Annotated in this window: 24 protein-coding genes; 8 read left to right on the top strand and 16 right to left on the bottom strand. The window is 55.5% G+C overall.

The window, feature by feature from the left end; genetic code table 11:
* Positions 1–33: 33 nt before the first annotated feature.
* The 9 genes from V5S80_RS04015 to V5S80_RS04055 form a co-directional block, all read right to left on the bottom strand.
* Positions 34–321: a mycoredoxin gene (locus tag V5S80_RS04015; protein ID WP_395169492.1), complete on the bottom strand. Its 288-nt coding sequence runs from the start codon at positions 319–321 to the stop codon at positions 34–36.
* Between the two features lie 122 nt (positions 322–443).
* Entirely contained in the window at positions 444–1,079 is a 636-nt protein-coding gene (locus V5S80_RS04020) for a dihydrofolate reductase (protein WP_395169493.1), read from the bottom strand.
* Positions 1,080–1,108: 29 nt separating this feature from the next.
* Positions 1,109–1,936, bottom strand: coding sequence for a thymidylate synthase (locus V5S80_RS04025; protein WP_395169494.1), 828 nt, complete (start codon positions 1,934–1,936; stop codon positions 1,109–1,111).
* A 94-nt stretch (positions 1,937–2,030) separates the two neighbouring features.
* Positions 2,031–2,789 (bottom strand): 3'(2'),5'-bisphosphate nucleotidase CysQ, encoded by a 759-nt coding sequence (locus V5S80_RS04030; protein WP_395169495.1) that lies wholly within the window; start codon positions 2,787–2,789, stop codon positions 2,031–2,033.
* Positions 2,786–3,736 (bottom strand): ABC transporter ATP-binding protein, encoded by a 951-nt coding sequence (locus V5S80_RS04035; RefSeq protein ID WP_395169496.1) that lies wholly within the window; start codon positions 3,734–3,736, stop codon positions 2,786–2,788. The genes V5S80_RS04030 and V5S80_RS04035 overlap by 4 nt, the downstream gene beginning before the upstream one ends.
* Complete coding sequence (locus tag V5S80_RS04040; protein ID WP_395169497.1) at positions 3,733–4,824, bottom strand: FecCD family ABC transporter permease; 1,092 nt, start codon at positions 4,822–4,824, stop codon at positions 3,733–3,735. The genes V5S80_RS04035 and V5S80_RS04040 overlap by 4 nt, the downstream gene beginning before the upstream one ends.
* On the bottom strand, positions 4,821–5,843 hold the full coding sequence (locus V5S80_RS04045; RefSeq protein ID WP_395169678.1) for a FecCD family ABC transporter permease: 1,023 nt from the start codon (positions 5,841–5,843) through the stop codon (positions 4,821–4,823). The genes V5S80_RS04040 and V5S80_RS04045 overlap by 4 nt, the downstream gene beginning before the upstream one ends.
* 210 nt (positions 5,844–6,053) lie before the next feature.
* Positions 6,054–7,724: a glucose-6-phosphate isomerase gene (pgi, locus tag V5S80_RS04050; protein ID WP_395169498.1), complete on the bottom strand. Its 1,671-nt coding sequence runs from the start codon at positions 7,722–7,724 to the stop codon at positions 6,054–6,056.
* A gap of 132 nt (positions 7,725–7,856) precedes the next feature.
* Positions 7,857–8,168 (bottom strand): chorismate mutase, encoded by a 312-nt coding sequence (locus V5S80_RS04055; protein ID WP_395169499.1) that lies wholly within the window; start codon positions 8,166–8,168, stop codon positions 7,857–7,859.
* Between the two features lie 123 nt (positions 8,169–8,291).
* Between V5S80_RS04055 and V5S80_RS04060 the strand changes: the two genes are divergently transcribed.
* Entirely contained in the window at positions 8,292–10,874 is a 2,583-nt protein-coding gene (locus V5S80_RS04060) for a UvrD-helicase domain-containing protein (RefSeq protein ID WP_395169500.1), read from the top strand.
* Between the two features lie 10 nt (positions 10,875–10,884).
* On the opposite strand, the gene V5S80_RS04065 is transcribed toward V5S80_RS04060, so the two are convergent.
* Positions 10,885–11,655: a M23 family metallopeptidase gene (locus V5S80_RS04065; RefSeq protein ID WP_395169501.1), complete on the bottom strand. Its 771-nt coding sequence runs from the start codon at positions 11,653–11,655 to the stop codon at positions 10,885–10,887.
* A gap of 375 nt (positions 11,656–12,030) precedes the next feature.
* Between V5S80_RS04065 and V5S80_RS04070 the strand changes: the two genes are divergently transcribed.
* From V5S80_RS04070 to V5S80_RS04085, 4 genes are all read left to right on the top strand, one after another.
* Positions 12,031–14,076, top strand: coding sequence for a DUF6350 family protein (locus V5S80_RS04070; RefSeq protein ID WP_395169502.1), 2,046 nt, complete (start codon positions 12,031–12,033; stop codon positions 14,074–14,076).
* On the top strand, positions 14,060–14,290 hold the full coding sequence (locus V5S80_RS04075; protein ID WP_395169503.1) for a hypothetical protein: 231 nt from the start codon (positions 14,060–14,062) through the stop codon (positions 14,288–14,290). Before V5S80_RS04070 ends, V5S80_RS04075 begins: the two co-directional genes overlap by 17 nt.
* A 24-nt stretch (positions 14,291–14,314) precedes the next feature.
* Positions 14,315–15,979 (top strand): bifunctional phosphoribosylaminoimidazolecarboxamide formyltransferase/IMP cyclohydrolase, encoded by a 1,665-nt coding sequence (gene purH / locus V5S80_RS04080; RefSeq protein WP_395169504.1) that lies wholly within the window; start codon positions 14,315–14,317, stop codon positions 15,977–15,979.
* 180 nt (positions 15,980–16,159) lie between these two features.
* The gene (locus V5S80_RS04085) at positions 16,160–17,374 is read left to right on the top strand and encodes an acetyl-CoA C-acetyltransferase (RefSeq protein ID WP_395169505.1); all 1,215 of its coding nucleotides are present in this window, start codon (positions 16,160–16,162) and stop codon (positions 17,372–17,374) included.
* Positions 17,375–17,438: 64 nt separating this feature from the next.
* Here the strand turns inward: V5S80_RS04085 and V5S80_RS04090 are convergent, their stop codons facing one another.
* The 6 genes from V5S80_RS04090 to rpmB all read right to left on the bottom strand — a co-directional run bounded on the left by V5S80_RS04090 (position 17,439) and on the right by rpmB (position 20,343).
* On the bottom strand, positions 17,439–17,978 hold the full coding sequence (locus V5S80_RS04090; protein ID WP_395169506.1) for an RDD family protein: 540 nt from the start codon (positions 17,976–17,978) through the stop codon (positions 17,439–17,441).
* A gap of 220 nt (positions 17,979–18,198) precedes the next feature.
* Complete coding sequence (locus V5S80_RS04095; protein ID WP_395169507.1) at positions 18,199–19,161, bottom strand: AEC family transporter; 963 nt, start codon at positions 19,159–19,161, stop codon at positions 18,199–18,201.
* Between the two features lie 213 nt (positions 19,162–19,374).
* Positions 19,375–19,623 carry a 30S ribosomal protein S18 gene (gene rpsR, locus V5S80_RS04100; RefSeq protein ID WP_395169508.1) on the bottom strand — a complete coding sequence of 83 codons (249 nt, stop codon included), beginning with the start codon at positions 19,621–19,623 and terminating at the stop codon, positions 19,375–19,377.
* A gap of 11 nt (positions 19,624–19,634) precedes the next feature.
* Positions 19,635–19,940 (bottom strand): 30S ribosomal protein S14, encoded by a 306-nt coding sequence (rpsN, locus tag V5S80_RS04105; protein ID WP_395169509.1) that lies wholly within the window; start codon positions 19,938–19,940, stop codon positions 19,635–19,637.
* A gap of 2 nt (positions 19,941–19,942) precedes the next feature.
* Entirely contained in the window at positions 19,943–20,107 is a 165-nt protein-coding gene (gene rpmG, locus V5S80_RS04110) for a 50S ribosomal protein L33 (protein WP_005279910.1), read from the bottom strand.
* A complete protein-coding gene (gene rpmB / locus V5S80_RS04115) occupies positions 20,107–20,343 on the bottom strand; it encodes a 50S ribosomal protein L28 (RefSeq protein WP_012731145.1) in 237 nt (78 codons plus the stop codon). Before rpmB ends, rpmG begins: the two co-directional genes overlap by 1 nt.
* A 564-nt stretch (positions 20,344–20,907) precedes the next feature.
* Between rpmB and V5S80_RS04120 the strand changes: the two genes are divergently transcribed.
* From V5S80_RS04120 to V5S80_RS04130, 3 genes are all read left to right on the top strand, one after another.
* A complete protein-coding gene (locus tag V5S80_RS04120) occupies positions 20,908–21,171 on the top strand; it encodes a type B 50S ribosomal protein L31 (RefSeq protein ID WP_395169510.1) in 264 nt (87 codons plus the stop codon).
* A gap of 89 nt (positions 21,172–21,260) precedes the next feature.
* Positions 21,261–21,428, top strand: coding sequence for a 50S ribosomal protein L32 (rpmF, locus tag V5S80_RS04125; protein WP_395169511.1), 168 nt, complete (start codon positions 21,261–21,263; stop codon positions 21,426–21,428).
* Between the two features lie 213 nt (positions 21,429–21,641).
* Entirely contained in the window at positions 21,642–22,997 is a 1,356-nt protein-coding gene (locus V5S80_RS04130) for a S1C family serine protease (protein WP_395169512.1), read from the top strand.
* The last annotated feature ends 135 nt before the right edge of the window (positions 22,998–23,132 follow it).

The following is a 23,132-nucleotide window of genomic DNA, read 5'->3' on the forward strand; positions in this document are numbered from 1 at the left end:
AACAGTCGTGCGTGGATATTCTACCGACACCAACTACGCAGAGAGCTCATCAATGGTGCGACGAACCTCGCCCGCCGACGGATTCGTCGCTGTAGAACCATCAGAAAACCGCACCGTTGGCACAATACGATTCCCATCGTTGACGCTCTCCACCCACCTGCTAGCCTCATCAGACTGATCAACGTCGATCAGAGAATAAGGAGTATCAGTGCGATCCAAGTTCTCTAAGAGTTTCTTACAGAACGGACACCATGGTGCGTAATACACGGTCGCCACGATGTCACCACCGGAAGGATTATTTTTCTGAATAACATCACTCATAGTGACACCACTATAGCCCCACACAACGAACACCACATTCAGAACTTTGACAACACCCGAACCCACAAGCACCACACCACCCCATGGAGAACAGCGCACCAAGCTCACATCAACAGGACACACTATTTGCTAAAGAAGCAAAACCGGTAACGAAGCGGAGACACCTCCTCCGATGGAACATGCCCACCAACGATCTCCGCATCATGTGATGTCTTCCACTCAGTGCGTGATGAAGGAACCCATCCCTCTGGCAGCCGAGCCGTCACAGGAGTCTCGAAATAGCGGCCAACCGAAGCATCGATCTCCGTCAGCACAGCAAGCCGGACATCTGACCGAACAAGCGCCTCACGGTAGACCTCACCACCACCAATGATCCAAGCATCAACATTTTCAGGTGCGACGCGCCGGGAAAAACCCGGGCGAGGGACAGTATCAAGTGCTGACTCTAACGAACGATGAAGCGCGACATTCTCAGGAACATCATCATCACCCCATCGACGAGAAAGAACAATATTGGGGCGGCCAGGAAGCGGCCTGAAACGTGACGGAATACTTGACCACGTCGCACTCCCCATGATGACAGGAACACCCCAGGTCAAATGCTTAAAATGGGCCATATCCTCGGGCACATGCCACGGCATCCGCCGACCATCGCCGATAACACCATCCCTATCCGACGCCCATATAACACCAATGAGCGGATCCTCGGGCAAAACCGCTCGGTGATTGAACTGACAAGAATCGGATGATGTAGACACCAAGCTCACCGCCTGTCCGTTACAGTCTTCTACACCGCGACCGGTGCCGTGATCGTCGGGTGCGGGTCATAGTTCAGAATATCCACGTTGTCCCACGAGTACGAGAAAAGATCCGCCGCCCGCGTCAGCGACAACGTCGGATATGGACGCGGATCCCGAGACAATTGAAGATCGACCTGCTCCCGGTGGTTGTCATAAATATGGCAATCCCCACCTGTCCAGATGAATTCACCAACACCGAGCCCCGCTTGTTGAGCCATCATATGGGTCAACAGTGCATACGAAGCAATATTGAAGGGAACTCCCAAGAACATATCAGCACTACGCTGATACAGCTGACAGGACAACCTCCCATCGGCAACATAAAACTGAAAAAGAAGATGGCAAGGCGGCAACGCCATACTCGGAACATCTGCCACATTCCAGGCCGAGACAAGAATCCGCCGAGACGTTGGATTATTCTTAATCATATCCAGCGCTTGAGAAATCTGATCGATCGTTCCACCATCAGCCGTCGGCCACGAACGCCACTGAACACCATAAATGGGGCCAAGATTCCCATCAGAATCGGCCCACTCATCCCAAATATGCACATTTTTGTCGAGCAACGAGCCAATGTTGGATTCGCCCCGGAGAAACCAAAACAACTCCTCCGACAGCCCCCGCATAAACACCTTTTTTGTTGTGATCAGCGGGAAATACCGAGAAAGATCGAAGCGCATCTGCTGACCAAACAGACTTGTCGTGCCCGTGCCCGTACGGTCACCCCGGTGACTACCATCAGCCAAGATCTCACGAAGAAGATCCTCATATGGCGTTGGGATATCAGAACATGAGCTCGCAGACATGCCAGCCATCGTAGCGCTTTTTGGCGTGATGGCCTACACAGCAGCACGACGCCTGGCGCCACCACAGGACACACAACACGCTACCCCATAGACACAGGAAAAGTTAGTAGTGGCCATGGCGCTTCTTGAAATCCGCAGCCGCCGCGAGAATCGTATCCTTTACCTCAGGACGACAAATAACAACATCGGGGAGATAAACATCCTCGTTGTTGTAACGCAACGGCGACCCATCAAGACGAGAACAATGAAGCCCAGCGTCCGTGCACACACCGATAGGTGCTGCAGAATCCCACTCATACTGCCCACCAGCGTGAATATAAGCGTCATAATCACCCAGCAACACATGCATCGCCTTCGCACCAGCAGAACCCATACGGACAATGTCACTGTCCAACCTATCGGCCACCGTCTGAGCAACCTCAGGCTGCCGATTATGTGACACCACGATTTTATTCGCCCGCGGCCCCATCACCGCTTTCGCTGAACCCGTATGGAACACCTGGCCAGCATCGGGAAGCCCCACTGCCGCATGCGTGGGGACCCCATTTTCAACAAGTGCGACATGAACAGCCCAGTCCTGGCGCCCACTCGCAAACTCCTTCGTACCATCGAGCGGATCAACAATCCACACCCGATTCTTATTCAAGCGCTCTAAGTCATCAGCAGCTTCCTCGGACAAAAAACCATCGTGAGGACGATGACGTGACAACACACGCTCAATCCAAGACTGGGCCAAATCATCACCCGCGGTACCAAGCCCAGGGCCATCGAGTAAACCAACGGAACGGACTCCCTTGAGAATCTCACTAGTTCCCGTCGCAAGGCGGAGGGCAAGGGTGGCATCGTCAACGTAAGCACTCACGTCAACGACTCTAGCCTTTCACCGGGGACGACCTCCACCAAAGGACGCGGGGGAGTACCACCTGAACCCAACACCGCTGGCTTGCGAGGAACAATTAACGGCGACCAAGCGCACTCGGGATCATCGATAACCGTCGCATCAAGTCCAAACGAGGACTGCAACAACTCCTCAGTGAGAACCTCAGACGGCTTCCCAGCCGCCGTCACCTTCCCCTCCGCCATCACGATCACATGATCCGAATACCGCGCCGCCAAATTCAAATCATGCAAAACCATCACTATAGTCCGGCCCAACCGGTGCTTGAGCTCGGTCACCAAATTCAGCACCTCAATCGAATGCGAAAGATCCAGATACGTCGTCGGCTCATCCAAGAACAACACCTCAGTATCCTGAGCCAACACCATGGAAATCCACACACGTTGACGCTGCCCACCAGAAAGCGACGCCACAGGACGATCCGCCAACTCCGCAACATGAGTAAGCTCTAACGCCCGCGCTACCTCCTCCTCATCATCCGACGACCACTGCCTAAACCATGACTGATGCGGATGCCGACCACGCGCCACCAAGTCACTCACCACAACCCCCGGCGGAGCCACCGGCGACTGCGGTAACACACCAATCCGCCGCGCTAACTCCTTGCGACGCAGCGACCTGACATCAACATCGTCAAGAAAAATAGACCCCGATGACGTAATCAACTGCGCAGCTGCCCGCAACATCGTGGATTTCCCACAGCCATTGGGCCCAATGATCGTCGTCACCGCACCACCGGGGATAGAAGCGTCTAAATGAGGGATAATGGTGCGATCCCCATACGACACACTCAACCCAGACAGCGTGATCGCTCCTGCCGACACAGTGTTCGTCGCCGCGGGAACTCCCGCTGACTGCGCCGGTACGGAACCCGATGCGGCAATGGACGATGAGATCGTAGAGTTGCTCATATCGTCGCCTTTCGTGACGTGCGAACAAGAAGATAAATAAGGAAAACACCACCAACAGCTGAGGTGATCAAACCGACCGGAAGCTCCGTAGGAAGTACCGTTTGAGTGGCAATATCTGCCACGAGTAAGAGCACGGACCCCGTAAGCAACGACGTGAACAACGGGGGAGATGTCGTCCCCGCAAGACGCATGGCAACCTGAGGCGCAACAAAAGCCACAAACCCGATCGGACCACCTGCTGACACTGCACACGCAGCCAACACCACAGACATGGCCAGAATCGCTGATTCCACCAGTCGCCTCGACTGACCCAATGACGACGCCACGTCCGGGCCAAGCTCAGACGCGCGAAGCTCAAAGGAAATCCACACACACAACACGACACACACAGCCAGAACAACCATCAGTGGCCGCACACGCTCCCATGACACAGCCGACAGTGACCCTGTCAACCAGAACTTCGCATGAGCTGCATCACTCCGCTCAGCGCGAATCATGAGGAAATGGATATACGACGTGAGTAACGCGGTTACCACAATGCCCAACAAAACCACGCGGTAAATATCCATCTGACGGCCCCGAAAACCAATCAGCCACATCACCATCGCTGTACCGAACGCCCCCATCAGCGCAGCCGCGGGAATACCAGCACCCGCGAGCCAACCAGCAAAGCCAGTGCCAGACCCCAACACAATGACCGTCACCGCACCTGCAGATGCACCCGATGTGACGCCCAACAAATCAGGACTCGCCAACGCGTTACGCGTGACCGACTGTGTCAACGCCCCCGACAGTGCCAGCGCAGCACCCACCATTACTGCCGATAACGCGCGAGGCATCCGCCATTCAAATACAACCAACTGCTCAAGACGCGTGCCTCCACCAGTGAACACCACAGACAAAACGTCCAACGGAGCAATGGGGAAATCACCAATGCCAATAGCCACAGCAAAAAGGAACACCCCAGCCACAACAAGCACAGCACACACCAGCAACGGTCGGGGCGAAACGACACCCGACACTGGTCCCCACCGAAAAGCAGATCGGCGACCCAGCACATGACCCATACGCGCTCTCATCCCCGTCATACTTCCACCACCTTGTTACGGCTAATGAGGTAGATAAAGAACGGAGCTCCCACGAAAGCCAACACAATGCCCACTTCCACCTCACCTGGGCGCGCAATCAGCCGGCCGACAATATCAGCAACGAGGACCAACACAGCTCCCGTCAACGCTGAATACGGCAAAATCCACCGATAATCTGGGCCCGTGATCGAACGAACCACATGCGGAACAACCAAGCCGACAAAACCAAGAGGCCCCGCCGCCGCCGTAGCGGCTCCCGCCAACAGAGCGATCAGGACGACCCCCATAATCCGTGAGCGCTCGATATGAACACCCAACGATGCCGCCGCGTCATCACCCAAATTAAGCAGATTCAATGTGGGGCCAGTAGCAAATGCTGCGACAAGGGCTATGGCAACCACCGGCGCCGAGATCACGACAATATCCATATCGCGACCCGCGATCGCTCCTACAGTCCAAAATCGCATACGATCCAGATTCTCGTTATCGGTCAGCACCAAGGCGCTGGTGAGAGAGGACAACACAGCAGCTAAGGCAGCGCCGCCAAGAACTAAATTCAGCGGACTCGCCGTCGCCTTACCCACTGACGCCAAACCAAACACCAACGCAGTAGCCCCAATCGCACCGCCAAAAGCCCACAGCATCGTTGCAATATTTCCCGTCACACCCAAAAACGCGAAACTAGCCACCACGGCACATGCCGCACCAGCTGATACGCCCAAAATGCCCGGGTCTGCTAACGGGTTGCGGGTGTGCCCCTGAATCAGTGCACCGGCACAGCCAAGCGCCATTCCCACAATGACGCCAAGTAGTGCCCGTGGAATCCGCAGGTCAAGAATGACTTGGGTGTCGGTGTCCTTGTCTGAAAGCTCAGACGAGGATCCCAAATGGCTGACAACATCCCACACTGTGGTGAGTGGGATATCACGAGACCCCAATGCCATTGCACCGCACAGACACAGTGCTAGAAGAACAACAAGAACAAAAAGACCGGCTATTCGGCGCACATGCAGCCGCATACCAGCCCTGCCGCCGCATGGGCGGGAGGAACCATCAGCAGACACCGTCATTCCGGAATCCGCCGGTGAATGAGAAACAGTCATAAGTTCGCGCAAAAATCAGTAGAGTGTGAACGCCAGTGACAGGTCAATAGATCATCACAGACGGGTTAGGTAACAACCTAACCAGGTGCTCACATAGCTTAGCCGTAGCTTATGACAACACGGAATCTACGATCTGTTCTCTCGATACCAGGAGATAAGGGAATCTGTACTTCCATCACCAGTGTCCACCGCCATCTCCCCAGTAACCGCAGGAAGAAGCTCACCGGCCTGCTTCTTCCCCAGCTCCACACCCCACTGATCAAACGAATTAATGGACCAAATTGCCCCCTGCGTGAACACAATGTGCTCATACAACGCGATAAGCTGCCCCAGCGCCGATGGAGTAAGCGCAGGCGCCAGAATCGTCGTCGTCGGACGATTACCCGGCATCACCTTGTGAGGAACAATCTCCCGATCAACTCCCTCCGACGCAATCTCCTCCGCAGACTTGCCAAACGCCAAGACCTTCGTCTGCGCGAAGAAATTCGACATGAGCAGATCGTGCATACTGCCCGTTCCATCAGCAGTGGCGAGGTCATCATTCGGCCGAGCAAAACCAATGAAATCAGCTGGCACCAGATGCGTCCCCTGATGCAACAACTGGAAAAACGCATGCTGGCCGTTCGTGCCCGGCTCCCCCCAATAAATCTCGCCGGTCGGTACTGTCACCGGAGTGCCATCCGCATGAACAGACTTCCCATTCGACTCCATCGTTAACTGCTGCAGATAGGCAGGGAACCGCCCCAAATCCTCCGAATAGGGCAGCACAGCATGAGATTGAGCCCCCAAGAAATCGCCATACCAAATCCCCAAAAGACCCATCAGAACAGGAACGTTCTTCTCCAAAGGAGCGGTACAGAAGTGCTCATCAACCGCGCGGAAACCCTCCAAGAAACTCATAAAATTTTGAGGGCCAACCACCGCCATCAGCGATAAACCAATCGCCGAATCCACCGAGTAACGGCCACCTACCCAATCCCAAAAACCAAACATATTCGCAGTATCAATGCCGAATTCTGCAACCTTTTCCGCATTCGTCGACACCGCAACGAAATGTTTGGCAATAGCAGCACGTGCCTCATCGGTACCGTCCTTCACATGAAGACCATCCAAGAACCACCGCCGGGCAGCATGCGCATTCGCCAGCGTTTCTTGAGTGGTAAACGTCTTCGATGCAATGACAAACAACGTCTCAGCCGGATCTAAATCCGCTACCTTCCCCGTGAAATCTGCCGGATCAACATTCGAGATGAAACGTCCCGATATTCCCGCCGTCGCGTAGCTGCGCAGAGCCTGTGTCGCCATCGCAGGACCAAGATCAGACCCACCAATACCGATATTCACCACAGTCTTAATTGTGTGACCAGATACTCCCAGCCAATCACCAGAACGCAACGCATGCGCGAAATCACGCATCCGGGACAACACGTCATGGACATCAGCGGCCACATTTTGCCCATCCACGTGCAACGATTCCTCCACAGGAAGGCGCAAAGCTGTATGAAGAACAGCGCGATCCTCCGTGGAGTTGATATGCAGACCCTTCACCATCGCATCACGGCGACCCTCCACATCGGCCTTCCTAGCCAGAGCGATCAGCGAGCTCAGCGTTACGTCGTCAATAAGATTTTTGGACACGTCAACGTGCAGGTCAGCGGCAGAAAAACTTAACTTTTCCGCACGGTGTGGGTCAGCAGCAAACAAGTCCCGCAGAGTCGTCGACCGGATTGACTTTGCGTGGTCCTTCAACCGGGACCATTCGTCGGTGGCGGTGATATCTGACAATGGTGAATTCATGAAAAATCCTTCGTATGACGATAACCGTGGCACAATCCGAGACAGTGCGCTCCTGTAGCTATAGTAGCCCTGACAAGGCAATACCCCGCCCAATCAGCTCAATGACCTCACCCAAATGTGAACCGAAGAGACTCAACCGAGTCGGCCCCGACCCATCCGGAGCAGCGCCGATGCAATCGCAGGCCCCTCCGCACCAAGCGCCTCGCGAAACTTATTAATGATGGCGACTTCCCGAGCATGAACCAAACGAGTCCCGCCAGATCCCATACGTGACTGCCCAATACGATGGGAGATCTCCGTCCTCCGTCGGATAGCGGAGATAATTGCCTCATCCAGCTGATTAATTTCTTTCCGCAACTCCTGGATGTGGTCATTCGATAATGGGTCACTAGTCCCACTAGTGACCTCGTTCGATGCAGGTAACGAATCGCGAGACTCGGACATAGATCTCATTGTGTCATACCCGCGTTGTAGGTTGGAGTGCAAGCACGAACAACTGCACGAACTGCGTCCTCGTCATCGATACAGGCGGTGCGTGAGGTAAGAGGTAAAAGGGAGAACCACACTATGAAACACAGCCTTCCGTCCCACATCCCAGATGGCGAACCGCTCACCCCAGAACAGCTGCTTAACGGGCTCAACCCCCAACAACGGCAGGCTGTCGAACATAGTGGGTCCCCATTACTTGTCGTCGCCGGGGCAGGGTCAGGAAAGACCGCGGTCCTCACGCGGAGAATCGCCTATCTCATCGGTGTCCGCAGGATCGCGCCGTGGAGCATCATGGCCATCACCTTCACCAATAAAGCCGCCACAGAAATGCGCGAACGAGTTGCAAGTCTTATCGGTCCAGTCGCTGACCGCATGTGGGTATCCACTTTTCACTCCATGTGTGTGCGGATCCTTCGCTCACAAGCAAGTCTCATTCCTGGGTTAAACACAAACTTCACTATTTATGACAGTGATGATTCCCGACGATTACTCACGATGATTGTTCGGGACATGAATCTAGATCTCAAGCGGTTTAGTGCACGAACGGTAGCCTCAGCAATTTCACATCTGAAAAATGAATTGTGCACACCCAATGACGCCCTCGTCGATGCTGTCGATGAGAAGAATTCGTTTAACGAAACGATCGCAACGATATATGACGAATATCAAAAACGGCTCCGCGCATCGAATGCGGTTGATTTCGATGACCTTATTGTCGAGGTCGTCCGTATTTTCCGCGAATTCCCGGATGTTGCAGCATACTACCGGCGACGCTTCCGACACGTGCTGGTCGACGAATACCAGGACACCAACCATGCCCAATACGTCTTGGTATCTACTCTTGTCGGCAACCTCAATACAGGTGAAGACAGTACGGCGCCGAGTGAATTGTGCGTCGTTGGCGATGCCGACCAATCTGTGTACGCATTCCGCGGGGCGACAATCCGCAACATCGAAGAATTTGAACGTGATTACCCTCACGCAGAAACGATCCTGTTAGAGCAAAATTATCGGTCTACCCAAACGATCCTCTCTGCTGCGAACGCTGTGATCTCGCAAAACGCCGGTCGACGTGAGAAAAACCTGTGGACAGCTCGAGGTGATGGCGAGCCCATCACCGGGTACGTTGCAGACAATGAACATGATGAGGCTCGATTTATCGCCCGTGAAATTGAGCGTCTCGTCGGAAATTCTTCAGTAAAATACGGTGATATTGCTGTCTTCTACCGCACGAATAGCGCGTCCCGTGCTGTGGAAGATATATTCATTCGAAACAAACTTCCATACAAAGTCGTCGGCGGTACCCGGTTCTATGACAGAAAAGAGATCCGGGACATCATTGCGTACCTGAAAATACTAGACAACCCCGACGATACGGTGAGTATCCAACGAATCATCAACACACCACGACGTGGTATTGGTCACCGAGCACTGTCATTGTTGTCGTTGTATGCAGAAGACAACAATGTCAGCATCAGACAGGCACTGCGGGCGGGAGCAGACGGCGGCATTCCCGCATTAGGAACTCGGGGCACTAAAGCAGTCAGCGCATTCGTCGACATGGTGGATGGACTTCGCGACAGTATCGCGGACATGTCACTGTCCTCAAAGAACGGTGACAATGTGGGCGTCCCAGATCTTGGTGCCATCGTCAACGAAGTCGTCGAACGTAGTGGTTACCGTGACAGTCTCCAGGGGTCGGACGACCCACAGGATGGCGCGCGGCTAGATAACCTCCAGGAGTTAGCGTCTGTGGCACGCGAGTTCGCATCTGAAGCCGCGCACCAATTGGCGTATCGACACATGCCGGCAGCAGCCACCACATTCGATAACATGCCACCAGCACATACACCGGACATGAACACTGATCACCACAATGATCTCAACCACGACGATGCACGCAGCAATGAATTCCTCGAGGACGAGGAACCAGCACTGGGAAGCCTCCAAGCATTCCTTGAACGTGTATCACTCGTCGCCGATGCCGACCAGATACCCGACGAAGACCAGGGGGTCATTACCCTCATGACCCTTCATACAGCAAAGGGCCTGGAATTCCCGGTCGTCTTTGTAACTGGATGGGAAGACGGACAGCTCCCGCATATGAGAGCCCTTGGCGACCCATCAGAGCTATCGGAAGAGAGGCGGTTGGCCTACGTTGGTATCACTCGCGCACAGCGTCGTCTATATATTTCCCGCGCAGTGACCAGGGGATCCTGGGGAAAGCCGGTGAACAACCCGGCATCGCGATTCATTTCAGAAATTCCCAACGACCTCATCCATTGGGAACGGGAGGAGCCCGAACTGGGGTGGGGCAGTGGTGATTGGTCTCTCGGATGGCCGAGTGAATCATATCCCCGTGGACACTCTAGCTATCGCGGTTCGCAGTCTAACGTGTCGGATTCCTTGTGTGATGACGCTCGTACGCGTCGAACCAGTAGACGCAGCGGTGGCCGGGTTTCGGCAGAACGCCGCGCTGGGACTTCTGCAGCTACGCTTCATTTAGAAGTGGGGGACCATGTTAACCACGATAAGTATGGTTTGGGAACCGTGGAAGCTATCTCAGGGTTAGGAAAACACACCACTGTGGTTATCAACTTCGGAAAAGAAGGCACGATTCGCCTGATGCTGGTCGGAAACGTTCCTATGGAGAAACTCTAAAAAAAGAGGATTATCGCTGAATTGGCCCGAGGTCAATACCGTGCGCAGCCAGCCACGGAAGCGGATCGATCGGTTGGCTGCCATTCAAATGGACCTCGAAGTGGCAATGTGATCCGGTGGAAAAACCGCGTGAACCCATCCCCGCGATAACATCGCCAGCCTTCACACGTTGCCCAACGGATACGTTGATGGTTTCCATGTGTCCGTAGACGAAGACAGTGCCATCGTCGGCACGTAGGCGTACCCACTGGCCGAACCCGGACGCGGGCCCAGCAGAGATAACAGTGGAATCCATCACAGCGTACTCAGGGGTGCCGAGCGCATTAGCGATATCAATGCCCTTGTGGAACGAACCCCACCGCATCTCGAAGCCGGTGGTGAGAGTGCCATGTGCGGGCCTCACCACACCAAAATTATTCAAACTGGCTGAGACGAACTGTGCCTTGGGCTCAGGCTTCCGTGCAGCGGCATCAGCAGCGACACGCTGCTTGTTGAATTCAACAGTTTTTGCGATCTGGTCACGGAAATTAGCAACAGGCTTCGTTTGGGGAAGCTGAAGAATCTGAGGTGATGATTCAGCAGCGGTTTCCACTGGTGCCGCATCGGCGTCAGCTACTAAACGAACACCATTGCTATGGCCGAGAGTTGCCGCCCCAGCGCCAATGGCGCCGGTGGTGCTCAGTGCTCCCGCGGCAACGGCGACCGATGCTACTCGCCTAGCCTTAGGGGTCGCCTGGCGACGATGCGTTCCAACGTAGTCGCTGCCCCGATTCGTCTGCACGTGTACCCCTTTCCAGCAAAAATGTCAGCCAGCCGGGCCGCGCGCTCGGCTGGCAACCTTGTGTTTCCTTGTGACCGTGATGCTTAACTGATTTAACAGGTTAGCGTAATCGTTTTGTAATCTCCGGACGAAATAGTAACGAACGGGTTGCTTCGCAGCAAGCTGATGTGCCCAATTTCTTTATAAATTTTTGAGTTTTTAGTCACGATTCAGCCTCGAAGGGGCACCCTCGCGGGAGGTATGAATCGTTCGGGGTGGGCACATCCGTCACAGAGGACTACAGTTGTTTCAGCTGGCCTGGACTTTTTACGTCAACGCCGGTCAATTACGGAGTGCCTCATGCGACTCATGCGCGGAAGGTGTCAGGATAGAGAAGTGAGAAATACCACCCCATCGAATTCTCGACGCCCAGGGGACGGGCGATCACGCGTTAGTGGTCGTCGGTCCCGCGGTACGGATACGCAACGTGTCGCAGGGGAACCCCCGGCTACGGTGCGCGGCAATGAGCCTGTCCCACCCTCACCGGGCTCGGGATCAGTACCACGGAAATCGGACACCGGGTTTGGCGGTCACTCCTTTGATGACATCTCACGCCGTGATCCTTCACGTCCGCGTTCCACTGCTGGAGATTCTCGGGCGCACCAAGCTCCCCGGTCACCTGACCAGTATGTTCGCGAGCAGCGTCCGCAGGCTCGGGCAGTGCGTGGGCACCGCGGGCCACGTAGCGGAGGTTCAGCCGCACACAATGAGAGCACGTCGACGCGTCGATGGGCGCGGCGTTGGAATAACAGTAATGCCTCGGCACGGGGAGCCGCTGGAGGGTCGTTTAGTATTCGGCTGAGAAAATTCTTGCCGGGCGTCATTGCCACCCATGTTGCTGTCATTGGTGTCATGGTTGCCGTTGCACTCATTATCTTATTGAGCCTGGATGTGTCGTTCATTGCTGCACCGGCAACGATCGGTTCCTTATGGCTGTCCTGTAACACAGCTCCACTGTCGATGTCAGGGGCGGAACTTGGGCTTCTACCTCTATGTCCAGTACTAGCGTATGCAGCATGGATAGCGGTGCGCATCCGGTCAGTGGTGCGCGAACGAATCAGCGTGAGTGATGTGCGGATGCTTGTGACGTGTTCGCTGGTCGTTCCCGTGCTCGTCACGTTAACCGCGCTAGCGATTATATGGAACGCCCAGTCCATGCTTCCTGTGCAGGTTCCGTCGGTGTGGGCGTCAGTACTTTCGACGATGGCAATAAATGCGCTTGCGATCATCTTTGGATTGGGGACGCGGTTGTGGCGCGCGTTGTTACGTTTCTATGGTTTGCCGCAATGGCCGGTGGACGCTGCTCGGCTTGGGCTGGCGTTTCTCGGGGCAATGTGGGGGATCGGCGCCGTTGTTGTCGTTGTTAGTCTGATTGCGCATTGGTCTGCTTTTACGGACGCGTATGCGATTGCATCAGGGGTTGGGGGGAAGATCGGGTTGACGTTGTTATGGATGGCGTATTTTCCGAACGTGGCATTGGCTTCGGGCGCTGTCCTTGCAGGTGGAGAAGCTAATTTTGGTGCTGCGCAGGTGAGTTTGTTTACGGCGACTCGCGCAGAGATGCCACCGTTGCCCGTGTTGGCTGTGATGCCAGGTGATGTCCTCGCTGGTGCGTGGTTGGGCCTTCTTGTTCCTGCTGCGGTGGCAATTCTTGTCTATCGGCGTTTTTTGAATCAGCGCAGCGTTGTGGTGTCACCGTATGCAACCGTGGGTGTCGCAGCAGCCACAGCCGGTAGTGTTGGATTGGTGTCTGCGTGGCTGACCTCTGGTGTTGTTGGTGCGTATGGGTGGTCTGGCCCGACAGCATGGCTGGTTGGCGGTGTATCCGCAGCGTGGATGTTGGGTGTTGGATTAATCACGATGGCTGTGACTGGAATTCGCCGTGGTGGGGGGCTAGCGCAGCAGAGGATAGTTCACTCTGGCGCTGGTGAGAAGGCTGATATCGCGTCCGAGGACGGGTCGGTGGCGCGGGAGAGGCGCTCGTCGGTAGCGACTGGCTACACCGCCGTCAGCGAACCTGAACCCGGTGATGGTAATGAGACTGAGTGTCTGGCTAACCCCAACGAGGGGGATGATGCCGGGGACGACGCCGACAGTAGTGAGACCAATCATGGTGTGGTGGCAGACAAAGACACGGATACCAAAGAGCATTGCAGCGACGACAACCTCCAAGACGAGCCTGATGACACCGAAACTGATGACGGAGAATCCACTGACTCTGAGGCAGACACCACAGCATTAGATGATGAGTCGGACGCCAGGAATACTATCGAGGCCGATAGCACCGAGGACGACCGTGCAGGAACGGCCACGGGGGGCGGGGCTACAGAGGACAGCACATCGGATGAAACCGCAGGCGGCGAGGGTGCCCCGACGAAGTAAACCGATCCGCCGGACGCCGGTACTTCACCTTGTCGACGTCAGTGCAAGCGCAGGGCTTATCCTGGACCATGTTGCTGTTTTCGTGAGCATCATCGTTGATGGCAACACCCCCAGCACTGTCCACCGGCGCATCAAGGTAGCTAAACAGCCTTTTCTCGAATCGACTGCTGGTAACGACCTCGGATGCGATGGCGCGACGTCATTATTTTTCTGACGGACGAAAGGCATCTTTCCTTCCATGACCGACATGTCATCCGCACATCCCGCACCCGCTTCACCCACCTCTCGTATTCCCATCACACGCGCACTGATCAGCGTTTATGACAAAACAGGCGTGACAGATCTGGCTGCGTCTCTTCACGCAAATGGCGTCGAAATCGTCTCCACGGGTTCCACCGCAGCCCACATCACCGACGCCGGCATACCTGTTACTCTTGCGGAAAATCTCACTGGATTTCCGGAGTGTCTTGATGGGCGTGTGAAAACTCTGCACCCCAAGATTCATGCAGGGATTCTTGCGGATACGCGTAACCCGGTTCATGTGAAACAACTTCAGGATATGGGGATTGATGGCTTCCAGCTTGTTATCGTCAACCTGTACCCGTTCTCTGAGACAGTGGCCTCGGGCGCAGAACGTGATGCCTGCGTGGAGAAGATCGATATTGGTGGACCATCAATGGTGAGAGCCGCGGCGAAAAACCACCAGTCGGTTGCAGTGGTCGTAAACCCCGATGATTACGACCGCGCCACACACGCAGCGCATGCCGGCGGATTCACACTACAGCAGCGTATTGACCTTGCATCTCGTGCTTTCCAGCACACAGCTTCCTACGACGTTGCTGTGGCCACGTGGATGGCGGAGCAGTCAGCGGCGATTCAGGCTGCAACATCGTGTGATGATGCCACGAACCCCGGCCCGTCTGACGGGACAGGGAACCAGAAGACAACATTCGGCGAATTCGTGGGCGCCACGTATACCCTGTCGCGTCCGCTTCGGTATGGGGAAAACCCTCACCAGGCGGCGGCCCTCTACATTGATTCGGATGGCCACCCAGGCCTTGCCCATGCTGAGCAGCTGCATGGAAAAGAAATGTCGTATAACAACTACACCGATGGCGACGCCGCATGGCGTGCTGTTTGGGATCATCCGGATGAGATCTGTGTATCCGTCATCAAGCACGCGAATCCGTGTGGCATTGCTATCTCACGGGAATCGGTGGCGGATGCTCATCGGAAAGCCCACGCGTGTGATCCTGTGTCGGCCTATGGCGGGATTATTGCGGCGAACCAGCCTGTCACGGTGGAGATGGCTGAAGCTGTGAAGGAGATTTTCACCGAGGCCATTATTGCTCCGTCTTTCGACGACGACGCCCTCGAGGTACTGAAGACAAAGAAGAACCTGCGGGTCTTGGTGGCTCCGAAGCCTGAGCGTGACGGTTGTGAGTACACAGAGATCTCTGGTGGTGTGCTCGTTCAGCAGCGAGATATCCTTGACGCGCCGGGTGATGACCCAGCGTCGTGGGAATTGGTGGCGGGGGAGCCTGCAGATAGTGATACGCTGACCGATTTGGTCTTCGCGTGGAGGTCCGTGCGAGCGGTGAAATCCAATGCGATTGTGCTGGCCAAGGATGGGGCAACCGTTGGTGTCGGAATGGGTCAGGTCAACCGGGTTGATTCTGCACGGTTATCTGTGCAGCGTGCCGGTGTTGATCGTGCTCGTGGTGCGGTCGCGGCATCTGATGCGTTTTTCCCGTTCGCTGATGGTTTTGGTGTTTTAGCAGAGGCTGGTGTCCGTGCTGTTGTGCAGCCAGGGGGTTCTATTCGTGATGAGGAAGTTATCGATGCTGCCCGCCAGGCTGGGGTGACAATGTACCTGACGAAGGAGCGTCATTTCTTCCACTAAGTTAGCTACGGTGTGCGGCCCTGTGGAGTGCGTGTGTTCGTGTGCGTCTGAGAGATGCGAGATCCGGGGAGTCTGCTGAGGGGACGTGAAGGATATATTTTCTCGATAACTTGCAGTGACGCGGGTCATTTATGGCTAGTGTGAATGTGATCTGTCGTGCATAAATAGAGTGGAGGAAATATGTCTGTTCCCGGTTCTGCTCCCCAGGCCTGCCCAGACGATGTTGTTATTGTGGCGGCCCGGCGTACCCCTCAGGGTAAATTGTTGGGGTCATTGGCGTCGAAAACGTCGGTGGATCTTGGTGCTGCGGTTGTGTCGTCGGCCCTGGCTGATTCGGGAGTGCCCAGTAGTGATATTGACTATGTTGTGTTGGGTCAGGTCATTGTGGCGGGGGCGGGGCAGAATCCGGCGCGCCAGGTGGCAGTGAGATCGGGAATCCCATTGGATGTTCCGGCGGAGATTATCAACAAGGTATGTCTGTCTGGGTTGGATGCCATTATTCATGCGACTCGTATGATCCGGGTTGGCGACGCATCCATCGTTATTGCTGGTGGCATGGAGTCGATGACACATGCTCCGCATATCGCTGCGGGGGTGCGGCAGGGTAAAAGCTATGGTGATCTGCGGTTGGTAGATGCAATAAATCGTGATGGTCTCCATGATGCTGTGAGTGGCAAAACGATGGGGGAGGAGACGGATCGGGGCAATGTCGAGCGCGGAATTACCCGTGAGGAGCAGGATCACATTGCGGCGCTGTCTCACCAGCGTGCTGAGAAGGCGCGGGATGAAGGCTTGTTTAAGGGGGAGATTGTCCCCATCGAGGTTCCTCAGCGGAAGGGTGACCCGATTGTTGTTAGTACGGATGAAGGGATCCGTACGGGTGTGTCGGCGGAGGGACTAGCGAGCCTTCGCCCGGTGTTTGTGAAGGACGGCACGGTGACGGCGGCGAGTTCTTCGCAGATATCTGATGGTGCGGCGGCGGTGGTCGTGATGACGCGTGAGAATGCTGAGCGGCGAGGTTTGCGCATTTTAGCGACCATCGGTGAGTATGGGCAGACGGCCGGGCCGGACACGTCGCTTCTTCATTCCCAGCCTTCCCGAGCGTTGAAAGCTGCGCTTGATCGGTCGGGATGGGCAATCGATGATCTTGACCTTATCGAGATTAATGAGGCTTTTGCTGCCGTTGTTGCGCAATCTGTGAAAGATCTGGGGGTGGGTCTGGAGCGTGTGAACGTTCATGGTGGTGGAATTGCTTTGGGTCATCCTGTGGGCGCGTCGGGAGCTCGGTTGGTTGTTCACATGGCGCATGAGTTGTCGCGGCGTGGTGGTGGCCGTGCGGGCGTCAGCCTCTGTGGCGGTGGTGGCCAAGGTGATGCCCTAACCCTGTGGGCGTAGCCTTAGTGAACGTGTGGTGAGATTGTTTCCCATACCGCGGGTGTGTGGGCCGGGTCCTGAAGCCTTATGGCACATGCGGTGTTGTGAGGAGATATGCTCCTGCCCAGCGGTCGAGGAATGATCGCCCGTTGTTGTTGCGGTAGATCGACACTGCGATGGCGAGAAGCCACAAGACGAGGAGGAGCTGTAGTCCCACCGCGACACTGCCGATTGTCGACGGCTGGTGATGGTCTGACAGGATTGCGAATATGCCGAATGGTAGCCAGCAGACGTTTCGCTTCAATGCTTGGGCGTGGGTGAGGTGGGTGCCGCTGTTGTTGCAGACTGTAATGCGGGTGACTGCTTTGCCTAATGTTCCTTGTGTGCGGCCATCCATCAGGAAGCGGTACAAGAAAAATAAGATTCCGCCGATGATTGCGGTTGTCCAGTGTTGTGCGCCTTTGTCGGAGACGAGGAGTGTGACGGCCATGGTGATCGGTACTATCGCGATACCGACCACGCATGTATCAAACAAGTAGCCTAGTCCTCGTTCCCACAGAGCTGGCCGTTGTGGCTCGTGGTCGTTGTGTGATGATGTCGTCGTGTCTGTAGTGCTGTTATTCATCATATGGATGGCAGTAGTGGTAGAGGATCTGGCGAATTCGATTCGTCCTGGCCATGTGTAGGGGGTTACTCGATTATAGGCATATATGATGCGGTGGGGTGTGATGCACGGTCAATTCACCTGCTGTCACCGACTCTGGGACTACGCGCAGAGTTGCTGTGTCGTTGGTGATCCACGAGTGCTGGATGAGGTCTTGGGTGTTGCCTTGTGTGGGGGAGCCTTAGGTGAAGATGGTGGCGAGCACCATAATCATAATGAAGGAGGCTCCGGTGGTAATGACCCCTGCGTCGCGTGCCAGGGTTAATCCGCGCCCGTATCGGGTGGCGTAGGTGTATACATTTTGTGCTGTGGGTAACGAGGCCACGACGCATGCTGCGAAGAGGGCGTGTCCGGTCATGTCGCACACGAAGTAGGCGATGAGGAAAGCCGCGAGTGGTTGTCCGAGGATTTTGGCGGTGGCGACGACTCCGATGTCGAGGCGTGGTGAGGTGGAGGGGTCGAGAACTTTGTGTCCGGCGAGAGATATTCCGAACGCAATGAGTGCCACGGGGACTGCTGCTTGGCCGATAAGGTGAATGGGTTCGACAATGGGCGCCGGGATGGTGACACCGGCGTGGGCGTGGAGGAGTGAGATGACGAGGCCGATGAGTGCGCCGAGGAGCATAGGGTTTTTCAGCGGCGTCATGATGAGGCGTCGGGTGTTGAGGTGTTGAGGTGTGCTGTGCTTGTGTGATTCTTTGGCGCTGATGACATCGAGGGCGGCCAGGACGAGTGGGCCATAGAGTACGATTTGGAAGAGGAGGGTGGGGACGATGACGCCGCTGTTGCCGAGGACGTGTGTGGCGACCGGTATCCCCAGGTTGGAGGCATTACAGTAGGAGCTTCCAAGGCTGCCGATGGTTGATTCGTGGATGGGGCGATGCATGATGGTGCGTGCCCAGATGAAGTAGATAAGGCCGACGGTGAGTGCGGAGCCGGAGGCGACGATGAGTTGGGGGCCGACGACGTTGAGGGGGTCGGTGGTGTAGAGCTTGTCGAGCAGGAGGGCTGGTGTCGCGAGGAAGTACGCGAACATTTGGAGCGTGAACTGTGCGTGGCGGCCGAGGAGGCCGGCTTTGCCTGCGCCGAAGCCGATTGTGATGACAATGGCGATTGTCGCGAATCCGGAGAGAACGTGCGGCACGTGTTGACCTTTGCTTGCTCGTAGGTATGCGAAACCGCTCCGCGGTCGAAACCGTGGAGCGGTGGGTGTCGAAACCTGCTGTTATCGCTTCCAAACGTTCACACTGTTCGGGGCTCAACGGGCCGTGGCCTGTGGAGGATCCTCGACTGTGTGAGGGCCACGTTGGTTATCCTGAGGAGTTACCTAGGATGGGGGCCAACGGGCGGGTGCCGGTTAGCGGCTGGTGAACGGAAGGAGAGCCATTTCGCGTGCGTTCTTGACGGCGGTCGCGACCTGACGCTGTTGCTGCGGGGTGAGACCGGTGACACGGCGTGAACGGATCTTGCCGCGCTCAGAGATGAACGTGCGAAGGGTTTCAATGTCCTTGTAGTCGACGGTCTCGATGCCGCGAGCTTTCAAGGGGTTCTTCTTTGGGCGGCGGGTCTGCTCAACCCGAACCTTCTTAGAGTTATTGCGTTTCATACTGCTACTCCTCACCAGCTGGACTTGCGGACGCCTGGGAGCTCACCGCGGTGTGCCATTTCACGGACGCGAACACGGGACAGGCCGAACTTACGCAGGTAGCCGCGGGGGCGGCCGTCGGCGGCGTCGCGGTTGCGAACACGAACCGGCGATGCGTCGCGGGGCTGGCGGTTCAGTTCGTACTGAGCCTCCATGCGCTCCTCGTCAGGAGTGGCCGGGTTCTTGATGATGGCCTTGAGTTCCTGGCGACGCTGAGCGTAGCGGGCAACGATTTCTTTGCGCTGCTCGTTCTTCGCAATCTTAGATTTCTTAGCCATTCTTAGCGCTCCTCGCGGAATTCAACATGCTTGCGCGCGATGGGATCAAATTTCTTCAGAGTAATGCGATCCGGGTTATTGCGCTTGTTCTTGCGGGTGACGTAGGTGTAGCCGGTGCCCGCGGTGGACTTCAGCTTGATGATCGGGCGAATATCGTTACGTGCCATTAAATCTTCTCCCCACGTGCGCGGAGCTTTGCGACAACGGACTCAATGCCGTAGCGATCGATGGTTTTCAGACCCTTGGTGGACACATTCAAAGTAATGGTGCGTCCTTCAGAGGGTAGGTAGAACGACCGACGCTGGATATTTGGATTCCAGCGACGGTTCGTGCGGCGGTGCGAGTGCGAGACGGACTTACCGAAGCTCGGCTTCCGCCCCGTTACCTGGCAATATGCCGACATGGGCTTCTCCTTCCGCCCACCATTGAGTCTGCAAAGCACCAACCGATTTCCTTCGACGGGGGAATACATTTTTCTTCGACACTAAAAATGCAGGTTAAAGCGCTAAGATGCCTAGCTAGTGGGCGATGACGTTTGCTTTTCGACAACAGCGTCTTGACACCTTACCGCCCCTGAGGGGGATTCCCAAATCTCAGTTCCTTTAGCTCCTGGTGAGCGCAATTTCGCAGTCGGCGTTTCTATCTGTATGATGAGCCGATGCATGTGCGCCGGAGGCGTGTCGCACTGTTACCCTCTTCCCGTTTTCGTAAGCGTGGCTACAGAGTTACGTTGAGTTCGGGGGCAACATTGCTGGTTATCAGGCTTTCCTGAGCTTAGGCATAAGGTTGTTTTACTCGAGGACTCAGTGCGCGACCGGTGCAAGGCGCTGAGCCAGCGTCGTCGATCGCACTGGGTGCGGTTGGTCACCTGCGCATCGCATCGATGTTTGTGGTGTCAGTGACGAAGCAAGTCAGCGCAAGCAGCACGCCAGACTAGCATTGTCCATGTTCTGTAATAAGGATAACGATGAAGAAGAATATTCATCCGGATTACCACCCGGTTGTCTTCAAAGATGCCAGCACCGGCCACCAGTTCTTGACTCGGTCCACTGCGACGTCAGATCGAACTGTGGAGTGGGAAGATGGCAACGAATACCCGCTGATCGTCGTTGATGTGACCAGCGAGTCTCACCCCTTCTGGACGGGTGCTCAGCGCGTGATGGATACCGCTGGCCGTGTCGAGAAGTTCCAGCGCCGTTACGGCAGTCGCCTGCGTCGCGCGAAGAAGTAAGACGCATATCCGTCACCATTTAATTTCACTTTTTTCACAGTGATCTTGCCTCGCCCGTGATGTGATTGGGCAGGGTTTAGGAGGAAATCATGGCAGTACCGAAGCGACGTATGTCTCGTGCTAACACTCACGCTCGTCGGTCCCAGTGGAAGGCTGATAACGCCCCTCTTCAGGAGGTGCGCGTGAACGGTAATACCACTCGTTTACCGCGTCGTCTTGTGAAGGCCGCACAGCTCGGCCTGGTCGAGACTGACTAATATCTGTGAACGCTCACATGAGCGTGCGTAACTACGTATGTGCTGGGCATAGATTTATGCTGGTCGCATATGTGGCTGTGTGAGTAGTTGTTTATCCCGCGTTGGTCCCACTGGTTCCAGCGCGGGTTTTTATTTAGGGGCGCTGAGGGTTCACAGTCAAATTTCAGGTGACTCTAAGCGCGTGACGTGCATAATGAGTAAGAGTTATAGACCATGAGCGACGAAAAGCAACGATCGGCGTGGGGAATCGATCCTTCCTCCAACAATTCCATTCACAATAATTCACACCACACTAATCCCACTCAGGACGTTCATAAATCGGACGCTTTATCTCCGTCTTCGCCGGATCAAATCGGTGATTCTGGCCAGGTTATGAATTCTGAGACGTTTCCTGGTGGCGGGCATCAGGGCACCGGAGCTGTCCAGTACACGCAGCCCGTAGCGCAGCAAAAGACTAAACGTTTTAGCACTCCTGCAGTTGCCGCGCTTGTTCTTGCGGCAGCGGTAGCATCGGGAGCGGTGACAGGGGCAGTTGTCAGTGGCCGAGATTCTCAACAATCAGGCTCGGATAACAATAACGCAGCGGTGTCAACACTGAACGCTACTCCGGCGAAGACAAAGAATGTCGAAGCTAACGGGTCTGTTCAATCCGTTGCTCAAAAAGTTTTGCCGTCCGTTGTTTCAATCTCGGTTCAGGCAGGCAATTCGGGGGGGACCGGGTCTGGATCGATCATTAGCGCAGATGGCACGATTATCACGAATAACCACGTTATCGCTAGCGCAGCCAGGGGCGGAAGAATCTCCGTGACGCTCACCAATGGTTCGAGTTTAGACGCGGACATCGTTGCTCGTGATCCCGAAACGGATATCGCCGTGATTAAGGCAAAAGGCGCCTCGGGGTTGACGCCTATCTCGTTGGGTGATTCGTCCAAACTTCAGGTTGGCCAGGGTGTAGTGGCTGTTGGGTCCCCCTTGGGTTTGAATGCTACGGTCACCAGCGGAATTATTTCAGCCCAAAACCGCCCGGTGCAGGCGTCATCGGAGGAGTCGTCGAACCAGTCCACGCTCATCGATGCTATTCAGACTGATGCTGCGATTAATCCGGGTAATTCGGGTGGCGCGTTGGTCGATATGGATGGAAACCTTATTGGTATTCCGTCCGTTATCGCCTCATTGAGTTCGGGTCCTATGGCTCAGCAGTCCGGTTCGATCGGTTTGGGTTTTGCTATCCCGATTAACCAGGCCCGTGATATTGCTGAACAGCTTATCAAGAATGGCAAAGTCAAGCATCCTGTGATTGGCATTCAGGTTGCGAAAGAATCGACAGTGCACGGCGCAGTCGTTGTTGATGTTCCTGGTGATAGCGATGCAGCGAACGCTGGGCTGAAGCGGGGGGACGTGGTTACTAAAGTTGATGACCGCACCATTGACTCCGGGGTCTCTCTCATTGCTGCGATTCGCTCGCATAAGGTGGGCGATACCGTCAAGATGGAAGTCACCGATCAGAATGGGAAGAGTACTCGTACTGTGTCGATGACTCTCAGATCCCAAGAGACGTCGGGCGAGTAAGCGGGCCGGTACCGGTCCTCTTATTGAGAGACGTCACCACCATATATTTCTAACTGATTCCGGGTATCTATTGACTAGGTTTCGGTCAACTGGTGAAGTGTTCTGTACAAGTTTTTATCATCAGTCCGCGTATAT

The sequence above is a fragment of the Corynebacterium sp. PCR 32 genome, from assembly GCF_037464985.1.
GTDB classification, from domain to species: Bacteria; Actinomycetota; Actinomycetes; order Mycobacteriales; family Mycobacteriaceae; genus Corynebacterium; species Corynebacterium kroppenstedtii_D.

Coding starts and splice junctions, on each gene's coding strand:
- V5S80_RS04035 (WP_395169496.1), bottom strand. CDS start 3,736: ATGAGCAACTCTACGATCTCATCGTCCATTGCCGCATCGGGTTCCGTA.
- V5S80_RS04090 (WP_395169506.1), bottom strand. CDS start 17,978: ATGAATAACAGCACTACAGACACGACGACATCATCACACAACGACCAC.
- V5S80_RS04060 (WP_395169500.1), top strand. CDS start 8,292: ATGAAACACAGCCTTCCGTCCCACATCCCAGATGGCGAACCGCTCACC.
- V5S80_RS04120 (WP_395169510.1), top strand. CDS start 20,908: ATGAAGAAGAATATTCATCCGGATTACCACCCGGTTGTCTTCAAAGAT.
- V5S80_RS04015 (WP_395169492.1), bottom strand. CDS start 321: ATGAGTGATGTTATTCAGAAAAATAATCCTTCCGGTGGTGACATCGTG.
- pgi (WP_395169498.1), bottom strand. CDS start 7,724: ATGAATTCACCATTGTCAGATATCACCGCCACCGACGAATGGTCCCGG.
- rpsN (WP_395169509.1), bottom strand. CDS start 19,940: ATGGCTAAGAAATCTAAGATTGCGAAGAACGAGCAGCGCAAAGAAATC.
- purH (WP_395169504.1), top strand. CDS start 14,315: ATGACCGACATGTCATCCGCACATCCCGCACCCGCTTCACCCACCTCT.
- V5S80_RS04055 (WP_395169499.1), bottom strand. CDS start 8,168: ATGTCCGAGTCTCGCGATTCGTTACCTGCATCGAACGAGGTCACTAGT.
- V5S80_RS04040 (WP_395169497.1), bottom strand. CDS start 4,824: ATGACGGGGATGAGAGCGCGTATGGGTCATGTGCTGGGTCGCCGATCT.
- rpmB (WP_012731145.1), bottom strand. CDS start 20,343: ATGTCGGCATATTGCCAGGTAACGGGGCGGAAGCCGAGCTTCGGTAAG.
- rpsR (WP_395169508.1), bottom strand. CDS start 19,623: ATGAAACGCAATAACTCTAAGAAGGTTCGGGTTGAGCAGACCCGCCGC.
- rpmF (WP_395169511.1), top strand. CDS start 21,261: ATGGCAGTACCGAAGCGACGTATGTCTCGTGCTAACACTCACGCTCGT.
- V5S80_RS04045 (WP_395169678.1), bottom strand. CDS start 5,843: ATGCGGCTGCATGTGCGCCGAATAGCCGGTCTTTTTGTTCTTGTTGTT.
- V5S80_RS04025 (WP_395169494.1), bottom strand. CDS start 1,936: ATGGCTGGCATGTCTGCGAGCTCATGTTCTGATATCCCAACGCCATAT.
- V5S80_RS04085 (WP_395169505.1), top strand. CDS start 16,160: ATGTCTGTTCCCGGTTCTGCTCCCCAGGCCTGCCCAGACGATGTTGTT.
- V5S80_RS04130 (WP_395169512.1), top strand. CDS start 21,642: ATGAGCGACGAAAAGCAACGATCGGCGTGGGGAATCGATCCTTCCTCC.
- rpmG (WP_005279910.1), bottom strand. CDS start 20,107: ATGGCACGTAACGATATTCGCCCGATCATCAAGCTGAAGTCCACCGCG.